The organism is Chitinophaga sp. (assembly GCF_035564935.1).
Classification (GTDB): domain Bacteria; phylum Bacteroidota; class Bacteroidia; order Chitinophagales; family Chitinophagaceae; genus Chitinophaga.
In genome coordinates, this window is sequence record NZ_DATMTE010001137.1 from 1 (window position 1) to 14,451 (window position 14,451).

14 protein-coding genes are annotated in these 14,451 nt (G+C 48.9%); 10 read left to right on the forward strand and 4 right to left on the reverse strand.

The window, feature by feature from the left end; genetic code table 11:
• From VN105_RS29425 to VN105_RS29445, 5 genes are all read left to right on the forward strand, one after another.
• Positions 1-265, forward strand: a 265-nt coding sequence (locus VN105_RS29425; RefSeq protein WP_325647014.1) for a hypothetical protein, incomplete at its 5' end; no start/stop codon positions are given.
• A 26-nt stretch (positions 266-291) separates the two neighbouring features.
• Complete coding sequence (locus VN105_RS29430; RefSeq protein ID WP_325647016.1) at positions 292-1,173, forward strand: LytR/AlgR family response regulator transcription factor; 882 nt, start codon at positions 292-294, stop codon at positions 1,171-1,173.
• 134 nt (positions 1,174-1,307) lie between these two features.
• Positions 1,308-4,061 (forward strand): TonB-dependent receptor, encoded by a 2,754-nt coding sequence (locus VN105_RS29435; protein WP_325647018.1) that lies wholly within the window; start codon positions 1,308-1,310, stop codon positions 4,059-4,061.
• A gap of 26 nt (positions 4,062-4,087) precedes the next feature.
• Positions 4,088-5,359 carry a parallel beta-helix domain-containing protein gene (locus VN105_RS29440; RefSeq protein ID WP_325647020.1) on the forward strand — a complete coding sequence of 424 codons (1,272 nt, stop codon included), beginning with the start codon at positions 4,088-4,090 and terminating at the stop codon, positions 5,357-5,359.
• 26 nt (positions 5,360-5,385) lie between these two features.
• Positions 5,386-6,438, forward strand: coding sequence for an SO2930 family diheme c-type cytochrome (locus tag VN105_RS29445; protein WP_325647021.1), 1,053 nt, complete (start codon positions 5,386-5,388; stop codon positions 6,436-6,438).
• A gap of 237 nt (positions 6,439-6,675) precedes the next feature.
• Here VN105_RS29445 and VN105_RS29450 read toward each other — a convergent pair whose 3' ends face one another.
• Positions 6,676-7,146: a hypothetical protein gene (locus VN105_RS29450; protein WP_325647022.1), complete on the reverse strand. Its 471-nt coding sequence runs from the start codon at positions 7,144-7,146 to the stop codon at positions 6,676-6,678.
• A 114-nt stretch (positions 7,147-7,260) separates the two neighbouring features.
• Between VN105_RS29450 and VN105_RS29455 the strand changes: the two genes are divergently transcribed.
• From VN105_RS29455 to VN105_RS29470, 4 genes are all read left to right on the forward strand, one after another.
• Complete coding sequence (locus tag VN105_RS29455) at positions 7,261-8,223, forward strand: DUF6528 family protein (RefSeq protein ID WP_325647024.1); 963 nt, start codon at positions 7,261-7,263, stop codon at positions 8,221-8,223.
• A 30-nt stretch (positions 8,224-8,253) separates the two neighbouring features.
• Positions 8,254-9,585 (forward strand): DEAD/DEAH box helicase, encoded by a 1,332-nt coding sequence (locus VN105_RS29460; RefSeq protein WP_325647026.1) that lies wholly within the window; start codon positions 8,254-8,256, stop codon positions 9,583-9,585.
• An 81-nt stretch (positions 9,586-9,666) separates the two neighbouring features.
• On the forward strand, positions 9,667-10,596 hold the full coding sequence (locus VN105_RS29465) for a helix-turn-helix domain-containing protein (protein WP_325647028.1): 930 nt from the start codon (positions 9,667-9,669) through the stop codon (positions 10,594-10,596).
• A gap of 17 nt (positions 10,597-10,613) precedes the next feature.
• Positions 10,614-11,396, forward strand: a complete 783-nt coding sequence (locus VN105_RS29470) for an SDR family oxidoreductase (RefSeq protein WP_325647030.1) — start codon at positions 10,614-10,616, stop codon at positions 11,394-11,396.
• Positions 11,397-11,401: 5 nt separating this feature from the next.
• Here VN105_RS29470 and VN105_RS29475 read toward each other — a convergent pair whose 3' ends face one another.
• A complete protein-coding gene (locus tag VN105_RS29475; protein ID WP_325647032.1) occupies positions 11,402-11,992 on the reverse strand; it encodes a TetR/AcrR family transcriptional regulator in 591 nt (196 codons plus the stop codon).
• A gap of 141 nt (positions 11,993-12,133) precedes the next feature.
• Here VN105_RS29475 and VN105_RS29480 point away from each other — a divergent pair, with 141 nt between their 5' ends.
• A complete protein-coding gene (locus tag VN105_RS29480) occupies positions 12,134-13,006 on the forward strand; it encodes a hypothetical protein (protein ID WP_325647034.1) in 873 nt (290 codons plus the stop codon).
• A 9-nt stretch (positions 13,007-13,015) separates the two neighbouring features.
• Here the strand turns inward: VN105_RS29480 and pepE are convergent, their stop codons facing one another.
• Positions 13,016-13,723: a dipeptidase PepE gene (pepE, locus tag VN105_RS29485; protein WP_325647036.1), complete on the reverse strand. Its 708-nt coding sequence runs from the start codon at positions 13,721-13,723 to the stop codon at positions 13,016-13,018.
• 25 nt (positions 13,724-13,748) lie between these two features.
• A complete protein-coding gene (locus VN105_RS29490; RefSeq protein ID WP_325647038.1) occupies positions 13,749-14,330 on the reverse strand; it encodes a hypothetical protein in 582 nt (193 codons plus the stop codon).
• Between the last annotated feature and the right edge of the window lie 121 nt (positions 14,331-14,451).

Consider the following 14,451-nt stretch of genomic DNA (forward strand, 5'->3'; position numbering starts at 1 on the left):
AACCGGGAGAGGAGCCCCGCTTTTAAGCGGAACAGGGAATGGCTTATGGCTCCATCAGCAGACCTGGGGGGCATTCTCCAGCCCTTTTAAGCAGAACAGGGAACAGCTCATAGCACTGATGGAGCAAAAGGAAGCAGAAATTGAAAGACTTTTAAGCAGAACAGGGAGCAGCTCAGAGCTGGCAGCAACAAGCCCGGCTTTCACCTGCACCCCGGGAGCTAATCCCGCTCTTGACAGCGCATCTCATTCCGGCTTTTTTCCTTAACTTAATTACAGTAAATCATCCACTACATGAAAAGCTTGCCTACTTTGCCACTCATTACCAGGTATGCTGCTGAGCAACCCCGCTTTACGTTACTGGATTCTGTAGCCAACAGGATTTCCCTGATCGCTTTTTGCAGCGTTTTCAGTTTCCTGTTCATGTATATCTTCCTGCCATTTAATATTAATATGTGGTATGAAGGACAACAGCTGTCCCTGATGGCATTGTTCTTTATTTTTACCCTCTGCGGAGTGGCGGTGCTGAGCATTTCACAGTTCGGGCTGTTCCGGCTGAAATGGCGCCGCAGGCTCACCAACGCTACTTATCTCTGCTGGTTTATGGGCGAAATAGTGGGCATTGCCGTAATGGTTACCATGGTGGATGTAATGCTTGTGGATACCTTTTTCCTTACCTGGTCAGAGTTTATCAATACGCTCCGTTATATTGCCCTTATTTTACCGCTGCCTTACTGCATTGCCCTCCTGTGGTTCTTTACCAGGGAGAAGATGGCCCAGCTTCGCAGCCTCGAAAAAGAACAGGTAACCAAACCCATTACCGATCCCTGTATACTTATCCGCGATGAGCATGATAAACCTGTGCTTACCCTGCACCCGGGGAAATTACTGCTCATGAAGGCGGAAGACAACTACGTGCAGGTGTTTTATCTCTCGGGGAATACCATCAGTAAAGAACTGGTCAGAACTTCCCTGAAAAAACTGGAGTCTTACCTGTCGCCCGATACCTTCGTACGCGCGCACCGGTCTTACCTGGTAAACATCTCCAAAGTGGTTCTTTTTAAGAAAAATACAAAAGGACATTACCTGGAACTGGAAGGCTTGGGCGAAATCAGCGTGCCGGTATCCGCTACCTGTTTAACCGCCTTCCAGGAAAGATTCGCCCCCGCGTCCTGATTTTACCCCCAATAGCCCTGGTTTCGCCCCAAAGTCAATGGTACCAACACTTCCCGTGCAGGGATTTTGGTAATATCGCTATGCCGCAAAGGCAATAACGGCTAACAACCAAGCCATCTAAATCCCACCTGCCGATGTTAAGATCCTTTATTATCATAAGTATGGTATGCCTGTCCGGGTTATGCCTTACGGCAAATGCACAGATCGTGATCTCGGGCAACGTCCGCAACGCCGTTACCCAGGAAGTAGTGCCCGTTGTTTCCGTTACCATGAAGGAAGCACAGAACGGGGATTATACCAACGACCAGGGAAATTTCAAATTCTCTACCCGGAAAAATTATCCTGTTACCCTTATACTGTCGTCGGTGGGCTTCGAAACAAAAGAAATCATCATTTCCGGCCCCGGGTTCCAGCGCATAGCGCTGTCGCCGGCTTCGGTACTGGGAAAAGAAGTGGTGGTTTCTGCCAGCCGGTTTACACAAAAGAAAATTGAATCTCCTGTTACCATTGAAAGGATCAGCACCAAAGACATCATCAACTCCCCGCAGCCCAGCTACTATAACATGCTGCAGGGCCTCAAGGGAGTAGACGTAACTACTTCCAGTCTGCTGTTCACCACCATTACCACCCGCGGTTTCAATACCAGCGGCAATACCAACTTCACGCAGATCGTGGATGGTATGGATAACCAGGCCCCCGGCCTTAACTTCCCTATCGGGGCTATTATTGGTCTTACCGAACTGGATGTAGACAACCTGGAGGTGCTTTCCGGCGCATCTTCCGCATTGTACGGCTCCCGCGGCCTCAATGGCACCATGGTGATGACCGGCAAAGACCCGTTTAAATACCAGGGGCTCAGCGCGCAGATCACGCAGGGAGTAAATCACATAAAAAAAGGGAAATCCAATGATCCGCTGGGGCCATCGCCTTACTACGACTGGACCGTGCGATGGGGCAAGAAGGTAAGCGATAAGTTTGCCTTTAAAATAAATGTACAGTACACCCAGGCGAAAGACTGGATGGCCAACGATACCACTAATACCAATGGTCCGGGTGGTCCCCGGCAGGACCCTAACTATAACGGGGTGAATATTTACGGCAGCAAAACATCGGTAGACATTAACCCCTTCCTGGAAGGCGCCCTGGCACAGGTGCCGGAGCTGGAGCCTATCATAGCGCCCCTGCTGGCAGAAGGCCAGCATAAAGTGGCCCGTACCGGCTATACCGAATACGGCTACCTGAGCAGCGACGCTAAAATGTTTAAAGCCAATGTGGAACTGCGCTATAAGATCAAACCCAAACTGGAAGCCATCCTGTCAGGCACCTACGGGCAGGGCAATGCCGTGTACAGCAACGATACCCGTTACGCGCTCACCGGCTTTCACCTGGGACAATACCGCGCCGAAGTAAAAGCGGAGCACTGGTTTGTAAGGGCCTATACCTCCCGCGAAAATTCAGGGCATACCATTATTGCCATGCCTACGGCCCAGCTGATCAACGAAGCCTGGAAACCCAGCTACGACGGCAGTACAGGCGACGGCTGGTACCCGCAATACACCAGCGCGTTGCTGGAGGCCATGTCACAAGGCCAAAACTATATCGACGCCAGCAACCTGGCCAGGGCTTTTGCCGACCAGGGCAGGCCCGATGCCGGCAGCCCGCAGTTCCTCCATTTAAAAGACAGTATCTCCAATATTCCTACTTCCAAAGGCGGTACGCTGTTCACTGATAAGAGCCGCCTTTTCAATGCAGAAGCCCAGTATAATTTTACGCACCTGGTAAAGTTTGCCGAGCTGATTGCAGGTTTGAACTACCGTCTTTACCGGCTGGATTCCAAAGGCACCCTGTTCCCGGACAACAACGGCCCTATTGATGTAGCCGAATACAGTGCGTACGCCCATCTTACAAAAAAAGTGATCCGCGAAAAACTCAGCCTGGCCGCCGCTTTCCGGTATGATAAAAATACCTTGTTCGCCAGGCCCCGGGTAACTACCCGGGTATCTGCCGTGCTGGAAGTGAACAAGGAAAGTTTTATCCGTTTCTCTTACCAGAATGCCTACAGCTTTCCGTCTAATATACAGTCGCTCCAGAGTACCCCGATCGATTACAACAGCTTTGCCTCCGGCGGGTCCGACAGGCTGCTCAACGGCGTATACCAGTTCAATAAATACCCGGCTTATACGCTGGAAAGCGTGGATTCTTTCCAGCGCACAAAGAACCCCGCGGATCTGAAGCAGTTTAGTTTAAACGATATCAAGCCGCAATCGGTAGATGCGTTCGAGTTAGGCTACTCCTCGCTCATTGCCGGCCGGGTGCTGATAGATGTACTGGGTTACTATTCCACCTGGAAAAATTTCATCGGCTATGTGAACGTGGCCAATACGCCGGGCACCGCAGATCCCAATGCCTTCCTGGATCACAGCACCTATATCCAGTACAATATTGCCTATAACGGCGCGGAAAAAGTGAACACCTACGGCTATGCCGCCAGTGTGAGCGTGGACCTCTCGAAACATTTCCTGGCAAAAGTGAATTTCTCGTCAGATTTCCTGAAGAACCGGAACAACAGCCAGGTCAATAACTTTAACACGCCCAATTATAAATTCAACGTGGATTTTGGAAATACCGGCTTCGGTAAGAAGGAAAGATTCTCATTTAATACTACCTTCCGTTACAGACCGGCCTATTTTTACCAGATTGGTTTTGGCAGCGGTACGGTGCCCGCCTCGGCAGTGATCGACGCCCAGGTGAGTTACCGGCTCCTGCAGGCACATTCCACGATTAAACTGGGTGGGGTAAATCTCACCAATACTTACTACAGAAATGGCTTTGGCAGCCCGGCCATCGGGGGTATGTACTACGTCACTTTCGCTTACAATGTTTTCTGATTTATCTAAAATAAAACAACCTGTATATGAAACGGTATCCTATCTGTTGGTTATTGATAACCCTGTTGGCAGCCTGTCAGGGCCCGGAAGTAAAGGAGAAAAACGATTATAAAACCCGGCTTCAGTTTGGCCCGGGCGAGGAAACAAAAATTGCAGAAGCATTCCTGTCGCTGGCCGACAGCAGCAGCATCACCTTAAAGGAAGGCACCTACAAATTTGATAACCTCAGCATCGCCCAGGTGAATCATATTCTGATCCAGGGCGCCGGACCGGATAAAACCATCCTGGATTTTTCCGCCCAAAGCCAGGGTGGGGAAGGCATCCGGGTAACCGATGTAAAAGGCTTTACCATCGACGGGCTTACCCTGCGCGACTCTAAGGGCGACCTGATCAAGATCAACAAAAGCGAAAAGGTGGTAGTTACCAATGTGCATGCCATCTGGTCTGTATCCGACTCCACCAGCGGCGGATATGCCATCTATCCCGTGATGTGTAAAAATGTGCTGGTAGAGAACTGCTATGCACAGGGCGCCTCCGATGCCGGCATCTACGTAGGGCAAACCGATAGCGCCATTGTACGCAAATGCAAAGCATTTAAGAACGTAGCCGGTTGCGAAATAGAAAACACTTCCCATGCCGAGGTATACGATAATGAGTTCTGGGGCAATACCGCCGGTTTCCTCATTTTTGATTTGCCCGACCTGTCGAAACGCGGTGGTTTTGTAAAGGCGTATAACAATTACATGCACGATAACAACGAAAAGAACTTTGCAAAATCCGGCAGCTTTGGCTCCACCTGGGGCGTGGGTAACGCGGCTCCCGGCAGTGGTGTGGTGATCCTTGCAGCGTCGGACATAGAGCTGTACAACAACCGCATCATCAATAATAACTCCAGCGCTATTTCCGTAGTATCAGGTTTTTTTATTGATGAAAAGGCCGGCACAAAAATTAACGATCACTATTTCCCGATCCCCCGCAATGTGCATATCCATGATAATATCATGGAAGTGGGGCCTGCCTTTCCGCCGGCAGTATTTGAACATCATACCGGTAAAATACTGGTGGGTATAGAACAGAAACTCAATGCAGATGATCCGTCGCGGAAAAATGCACGGCTGCCTTTCATTACTTATGATGGCATTACCACCAACATCCTTACAAAAGGCACCGCGGTGAATCCTGATTCGCTTTGTATACAGCAAACGGGTCCCAATTTGTTTGTGAATGTGGATGCCATGAATATGATGTCGAAAAACTGGAAGCCCAGTACCGACATTACACCTTATGTATGTAAATAGTATTTGTATTAAAATTTTTAAGGGAGATGAGGAAGTCCTGTTTATTCGTGATGTGTTTAATATTATGGATCGCCGCCACGCAAAGCTGCCAGCAAAAGCCAGCGCCTGCTGCCACGGCCGGCCCGTTCCAGTTTAAACCGAAATTATCTGATTATGGATTCTTTACCGGCGTACTTAAAACATTGCAGCCGCGTAAAGGAGTAGTGAACTATGAGCTGGTAACATCCCTGTTCACCGACTATGCGGTAAAAGATCGCTTTATTGCTTTACCGGAAGGAAAAACCATTCATTATACGGATCATGGTCCGCTCGATTTCCCGGATTCCACTTTTATCATTAAGAACTTTGCCTACACCAACCCGGCACATGAAAAGATCATGATAGAAACCCGGTTGCTGTTCAAAGACCCGGCAGACCACCAGTGGAAAGTGATGAACTACCTGTGGAAAAACGACCAGCAGGATGCAGAGAAATGGATCCTGGGAAAAAAGATCCCCATCACCTTCCTGGACGACAACGGGCGTGAGCACTCCACCATGTACCAGATGCCCAACACGAACGATTGTAAACGCTGTCATATTAATAGCAGCGTGCTTACGCCTATTGGGCCCAAAGCGCGCAATCTCAATTTTGTACGGCATGGGCAAACGCAGGACCAGCTGCAGCAATGGGCCAGCAACGGGTTGTTGGCCGGGCTGCCTTCACTGGATAAAGTGCCACGCCTGCCGGATTGGAAAGACAGTCTCCATTACACGGTGAATGAACGCGCCCGCGCTTACCTGGATGTAAACTGTGCGCACTGCCACACCAAAGGCGGGGATGCATTTAATACCGGCTTATTCCTGGAGTATGAACAAACAGCCCCGGATCACCTGGGCATCATGAAATCGCCCGTATCCGCAGGCGGCGGCGCCGGCGGACTGGACTACGACGTTATTCCCGGCGATCCGCAACACTCTATCCTCGCCTACCGCATGAACAGTGTGGAGCCGGGCACCGCCATGCCCGAACTGGCGCGCACGGTGGTGCACGCAGAAGGGGTGGAGCTGATCAGGCAGTGGATCCGCGGGATGAAATAAGGCAAAGGCCTTCGGCCTTTGAGCGGATTTTGTCTGACTCAGGATTAAACTGATTAGGCTGATTACCTGATTTGATTTTGTAATTAAACTGATTTGGGGAGATTTAAGCGAAAATATATATCCGCTTAAATCTCCCCAAATCATTTAAAATCATAAAATCCAAAAAAATCAAATCAGGGTAATCAGCGTAATCAGTTTAATCCTGAGTCAGACAAAACCCGCGTAAGGCCGGAGGCCTTACTTGCAAGCACCCTCCACCAGCGGAATATTATCGAACTTCAGCGCTGCATTATCGCTGTTGAATACAGGCAAACCCTGGTGGTCCACGCTGTCGGCCAGTGCTTCGTAGGCTTCGTGGTCGGATATTTTGAAGATCGCCGGGCGGGAGCTTTCCACGCCTTCACTGTAGAAAACATATTTCCCCCGGATGATGCCGTTGCTGATAATGCCGTTGAACTCACCGGTGTTTTTATCTTTCTCAAAAAAGTTATACACCAGGGTGCCGGTAGCTACGCTGTCGTGCATAGTGATCCTGAGCTGGATAGTATCCTTGCCCAGTACTTTCTCGAAGCAATGATTGGATTTCTCTTTTTCCACCACCGGTGGCAGGGAGTCTTTTACAACATTGGTTTGTTGCTGTCCGCCCTGCTGGTTACAGGATGCAAGGATGCCTGCGCCGAGCGTCAGTAAAATGTAAGGTGTTTTCATATATTGAAAATAAGAAAAATGGCGCAATTGCCCTGATACCACCTTTTTATTTCCCCGGAAAAAATTGTAATTATGTGCCGCCACCGCCAGGCGTGGTGATATATCTTACAAACAATGAAAAAAAGAACCTCTTTACTGGCCGCTGTATTTTGCCTGCTGGCCATTACCGCTTCCGCTCAAAGCAGCGGGAACAACACGGAAGCAGCTGCCGTAGCAGCATGTAAAAAATGTTTGGTAATAGCGGAGCAATCACAACACCGGATCGTGATCGCCGCAGTGCCATCCGGCGAGGTGATCTGGGAGTGGAAACCGGAAAACTCCAATGTACAGCCTGCGCATGTAAAATGGTTCAGCAATCCCAGCGATGCCAAAATGGTGTACAACAATGAATACGTGTTAATGAATGCCTCCGGTGGCGGCGTAGCGCTCATCAGGGTGGCCGATAAGAAAGCGGTGTTCTATGCCTACGCGGGTGGCAATACCCATTCCGCCGAACTATTGCCCGATGGCAATATTGTAAGCGCTTCCAGCACCGGTAATTACCTGATGGTTTTTAAAACAGATACCCTTCATTTTCCCGATAACGTATATACGAAAAAGATCCCCATCGATTTCGGGCACAACGTAGTATGGGATGCAAAGCAACAACGGCTCTGGTCCGCTGCCAGGGAACATATGCATTCGTTCCGGTATAATTTTAACTGTAATGCCCCCGACCTGGCAGAGGATACCGTTTTTTCCCTTCCCGGCACTGAGGCGCATGACCTGTTTCCCGTGTATGGGGAAAATAATTTATGGCTTACCAATACCACCAATGTATACAAATTTGATCCGGTTACACAAAAGCTGACGCAGGCAGATGTGATACAGAAGAATATCAAAAGCGTTTCTTCCGCAGGAGATGGACTTCCCACCATCGTTGTGCTGCCAAAAGTATCCTGGTGGACTGATGAGATAATAGATGCCAAAGGGAAGCGGCTGTTCATCCGGAAAGGCTGGAAGATCTACAAGGCAAGATGGGTGGCGCCCAATACATTTAGCTACCCGGCAGGCGATCAGATGCATTTGTGCAGGTAAAACCCTTTAATCTTCGTACTTTTGCGGCAAATGCAAAAAGAAAAGTACGCAATAGGTAATATCCTTACCAATCTCAAGATCGATTCACTCAATGAAATGCAGCAGGCATCAGTGGACGCGAACAAGCATCACCATGATGTAATCCTGTTGTCGGCTACCGGTTCCGGTAAAACGCTGGCATTCCTGCTGCCCATCCTGGAGCAGCTCGATCCTGCCAATAAAAATACCCAGGCCCTCATTGTGGTGCCCTCCCGTGAGCTGGCCTTACAAATAGAGAAAGTGTTTAAACAGATGGGCACCGGGTATAAGATCACCGCCTGCTACGGCGGACACCTGCGGGAAACTGAGGAAAATAACCTGATACAGCCTCCTGCTGTGATTGTAGGCACACCCGGCCGGCTGGGAGATCATATCCGCAGGGAAAACATTACCACCGCGGCTATTGAAACCCTGGTACTCGATGAATTTGATAAAACCCTGGAACTGGGTTTCCAGGAGGAAGTGTCTTTCATTGTTGCATCATTGCCCAATATCAAAAAGCGGGTGCTTACGTCCGCTACGGAATCAGTGGAGATCCCTGATTTCCTGGCGCTGAACAATCCTGAGAAGCTGGACTTCCTGCCGGAAGAAGGCACCCCTGCCGCCCGCTTAACGATTAAGGAAGTTTTATCGCCCGAAAATGATAAGGTGGATACCCTGTTCCGCCTCATCTGTTACCTGGGGAACCGCTCTACTATTGTGTTCTGTAACCATCGCGAAGCAGTGGAGCGCACCAGCAAAATGCTGTCTGAAAAAAGTATTATCAACACCTTTTATCACGGCGCCATGGAGCAACGGGAGCGGGATGCCGCCCTCTGCAAGTTCCGCAACGGATCCGTAAATGTACTCGTTACTACAGATCTGGCTGCCCGCGGGCTTGATATCCCCAATATCCGTTATATCATTCATTTTCACCTGCCGCATACGGAAGACAGCTGGACGCACCGCAACGGCCGTACCGCCCGGATGGAAGCCAGCGGAACAGCTATCCTTATACTGGCGCCCGATGAAAAACGGATGCCTTACCTGGCGGATGAAGTGATAGAAAACATTGAACTGCCCGCTACTGCTACGTTACCGGAGAAACCTAAATGGACCACCATTTTTATTGGCGCCGGTAAAAAAGATAAAGTGAATAAAGTAGATATCGTTGGGTTCCTGGCAAAACAGGCGCATCTTAAAAAAGAAGATATCGGCTTAATAGAAGTAAAGGATTTCTTTTCTTTTGCAGCAGTGGTGAAATCGAAAGTGCAGCATGCACTGGAAGCGGTTAAGAATGAGAAGATCAAGAATAAGAAAGTGAAGATTGATATAGCGAAGTAGGGAAATAAGAATATTCAAAGAGGCGTCTCAATTTTGAGGCGCCTTTTTTATGTTTGTGAGGAAAGTTAAGAATATAGATAAATGGCAACGAAAACCAAGCTCAGCATACCACAATATGTATTAAATGATTTCCGTCATCTGCACCGTGAAGAGGGTGATATATCCAGCTTTGGCTACAGTAACCTGGATCCGGCAAAGAAGATGGCCGGTATGGAAATATATTCCAGTGAAGGATTACGGCCGGCGGTAGGACCTTTAAAATCCGATTTTTACCGGATCAGTATTACGCTCAGGGGAAGCGTGGATGTACAGCTGGGACTGGAACAGTTTAAACACCGGCCTGGTACCTTAAGTTTTACTTTCCCGGGGCAGGTGTTCAGTAAAAGCAATATCAGTGCGGATACTTTCGGATATTATATTTTGTTCAATACAGATTTTCTGCAGGAAATTATCCCGGGAGATAAGATGCAGACGGAGTTTCCATTCTTCGATTATACGGGCGTGCCCTTTATACAGTTACAGGAGGCGGAAATAACAGCGGTGGCCGATTTCTGCGGAAAGATCAACGAAGAGCTGCAGCAACACCGGCCGGGATGTGAGAAAGCGGTGAAGATGTATCTTTATTTACTGCTGCTCGAAGTAAAAAGAAGTTATGTAGCGCAACAGCTCCACTTAACGGCAACGGATACACGCAGTACCTACCTGGTGCCCCGGTTCAAAAAGCTGGTAAGCCAGTATTTTCTCTCTAAAAAAAGAGTATCGGATTATGCTGCACTGCTGGGCGTAACCCCTAATCACCTTAACCGCACGGTTAAAGAAGTAACAGGCCGCACCGCTTCAGACGCCATTGCAGAAATGCTGGTGCAGGAAGCCAAAGCAGTGTTGCGGTACACAGATACTTCTGTTGCGGAAATTTCCTACCAGCTTAACTTCAGCGACCCCGCGGGATTTAACCGCTTTTTCCGGGAACAAACCGGGCAAACCCCGCTGGCCTTCCGTAAAAATGCATGATCGGGTTAATACGATGCATGATCACGGTAACAACCTGCACCACTTTCTGCCCCAACTTTGCAGGTATAAATAACAACAATATGTCGGATTCATTTGAAAGTAAGAAAGTAATTATTGCCGGCGGTTCGTCCGGAATAGGGCTGGCCACTGCTGCTAAACTGGCCGGGGAAAAAGCGCATGTAACGGTTACCGGCCGTTCTGCAGCGCGACTGGCGGATGCGGCGAAAGCTGTACCCGGTATCCACACCGCCGCGCTCGACAGCGGTAACCGGAAAGACCTGGATGCTTTCTTTGATGCCCGGGGGAATTTTGACCACCTGGTGATTGCGGTAAGCGGATCGAAAGGGGCGGGTAAATTTGCAGACCTGTCATTAAAAGAATTGCGGGATGGCTTTGAAGGAAAGTTCTGGGCGCAGGTGAATACCCTGCAGGCCGCGTTGCCTTATGTGAACAAAGGAGGCAGCATTACCCTCATCACTGCGATATCCGCCATCAGCCGGGCGCCTGGCGTATCGGGGCTGGCCGCTATTAACGGTGCGCTGGAGCTGATGATCCCTTCCCTTGCAAAGGAAATACAACCCCTACGCATCAACGCAGTTTCTCCCGGTGTGGTAAATACGCCCTGGTGGGACTTCCTCCCCCCAGATGCCAAAAACGATACTTTCGGGCAGTATGCGGCGCAACTGCCGGTAGGCAGGATAGGAGAACCCGATGATGTGGCAGATACGATCCTTTTCCTGATGCGTAATGGTAATATAACGGGAACGGTAATACGCTGCGATGGCGGTTTGAGTTTATAGATTGTTTATACCCGCAATGCCCTCATGGTGCGCTGAAAGGCCTGCTGCAGCATTTCATCGCTCAGCGTAAAAGGAATACCGGATATAGCATGATGATCCAGGTGAAATTTAACGAGCGTATAAAACGGACCATAGGCAATGGCCCAGAACACCTCCCGTGGCAGGTCCACTATCTCGCCCTTTTTTATGGCATTTGCCACAAACTGTTGCATGGCCCTCTTGAAAACAACTTCCGGCGCATCATCCTGCTTTTTTATCAGCGGGGAATTGCGGAACTGTTCCGAGAAATGGTACTGCAGCGGGTACCTGAGAATATAGGCATACCTGTTTTTCCATTGCAGCCATAGGCCGGCTTCAAAGTCAATATCCGGATCAAAGCCGGCCATGGTATGTTGCACAAAGGTTTCCACCACAGCAGCGTATAACTGGTTCAGCAGGTCTTCCCGGTTCCTGAAATAAATATAGATGGTAGACACGGAAATGTTGGCTGCCTTGGCAAGTTTATGCATACTCAATCCGTCAAAGCCCTCATGAACAATCATTTCTATGGCCTTTTCCCGGATGGTCCATTCCTTATTTTCATCTTTTGCACGCATGGGACAAAGATAAAAGAATGATTGTTCTTTTAAAACTATAAATTAATAATCTTGCAGATCACAAAATTGCCGGGCGCCTCAAAAACACTATTTTTATTTTTTGCAATTTTCCGGATACTGATATTTTAACCGTTAACCGAAATGAGAAGTATATTAATGATTGGCCTGTTGGCGCTTTCTTTTCCTGTTCTTGCCCAGCCGGGGAAGGCGATCGAATACCGTATTAACTTTGAAGTAGGGGCTACCAGCTTTGAGTGTTTTGTAAACGATATACCGGTAGAGCAGTATTTCAGTGAAGGAAACGGCACATTAAATACTTCCACACCAATAAACGACGCCATTTTGAAATCCGGTACCCAGCACTGGAAGCTGGTACTGTATCCTTCGTTCAAAGACGGAAAGCAGCTGTCTGCGCTGCCTGAAAAAATAAAAGTGGTGGCTGAAGTGGAAGGTCTGCGAAAGAGCGATGGTGAGCAGGTGAGCAATGTGGAACTGGTGCATATCGACGGAGATCACCCCAATGCTTCTAAAACGGAGGCGGTATACGAAGGTTCCTTTGAAGCAAAGGTACCGTATCAGCTTACGGGGTGGAGCAAAAGTGTAAACCTGCAGCAGGAAGATGAAAAGGCCCTGCTGGCGGAATTGCTGGCTGCTTATGAAAGTTATGCCGGCTGTTTCCGGAAGAAGGATGCAGGAGCGCTGCACCGGTTTATACAGCACAAAGAGGAGGAAATGGTGAAGTTCTTTTACCTGGATAAGGAAGAAGCAGCAGCGCATTTAAGCGAATATTCAGACGATTTCAAACTGGACTATACCGTGCTTCCCATCGAGAAATACCGGTTGCGGTTTTATGGGAACGGGAAAATAGCTGCGCTGGAGCGCACAGACTATCCCAATACCGGTGAGCCGGTGGTTAGATATACTGTTAAAGGGCCGAAGGGCATGGAAACGGCATATATGTATGCCTATTTCCATCGCCCCGGGCCAGGCGCAAAGCTGGAGATGATCCGTTAAGGGAAATCATTATTTCAGATGAGCCAGGGAACTGCCTGCGGGCAGTTCATACGGATCTTTACCCGGTTCAAAGATCCTGGCGCTAAGTGTGCCTTCCAGTGTTAAAGCATCGTTATGTGCATAGATCCAGCTGCCTTCTCTTAACCCCAGTACCGGCGTGGCATTTTGCGTATGATATTCCCGGATACGGGTTTCGCGGGTTTCGCCCATATGCTGTGAACCTGGCTGCGGATCGAGGTAGTGAGGGTTGAGGTTAAAAGGGATCAGCCCCATTGTTTCAAAGCTGGGTGGGTATACAATGGGCATATCGTTGGTGTTTTGCATGGTAACCCCGCCAATGTTACTGCCTGCGCTGCATCCCATGTAGGGAGCGCCATTGTTTACTGCATCGCGGAGTGGAAGCATCAGTCCCTGTTCATGTAATTGTTTCACCAGCAGGAAGGTATTACCACCCCCTGTAAAAAAGCCCCTGGCATTTTTAATAGCGGTAGCCGGATCGCTGAAGGTATGGAGTCCGCGTACACGGATGCCTGCTTCCCCGAAAGCCTCTGCAGCCCTGCCGGTATAATCATCGTGCGAAATGCCGCCGGGGCGGGCAAATGGCACAAACACAATTTCGTCCACGCCTGCATACAATGTTTTCATAGCAGGTTGCAGGTATGCCAGGTAGGCTTCGCCAAATAAAGTAGAGGTACTTGCCAGTATAAAATGCTTCATAATGCTAAAAATTAAGCAAAGGTAACTAATCTTCTTCCGGCGATTGCCCGTGATCCAGGAAGAGGGAGCGGCAGTTTTCCGCCGGGCAGATATAAGTATAGCTATGATGCCGGTTGTACAGGTAAAAATATGCGCCGGCGTTGATCGTGTAATGGTAAGTCTCTTTATTGATCATTACTTCTCCCTTTACTTCGCATTCCAGGGTGTTGTACCTGTAGTGGATAGTTGGACCGTCGGTGGGCTGGCTGTTCCGGAAGATCTTCTCAATATCGGCATTGCTTAGTTTCCATGATCTGAACTCCGGTACATCATGGCGGGAAGTAATCACTTTACTGGCCGTAAGTACGCGGATCTCCGCATCTGCAGGGATAAACAGGCTGTCTTCCTCAATATCCACCGGCAGCGAATCTGCCGGCATTACCATTTGCTGCTCCGAAGGGGCAATGACTGCTGTTGCCACAGTATCTTTTGTTATTGTTTTTTCTTCGGGAGATGGGGGAGGCATGCAGCCTGCAATAAATAACAAACAAAAGAACATTTGTTCCTGGTTGGTGAGTGGCATAAATAAATGATTACGCTGTATTTTCAGCAAATATCGAACTTCCATGGAAAATCGAAAACAATATCCTCCCGAAATACCGGCAAGCGGGCTATAAATTTAAAAATCCCCCTATATCCAATCAAACAAATCAGTATAATCAGCGTAATCAGTGTTCCAAGACAAATTT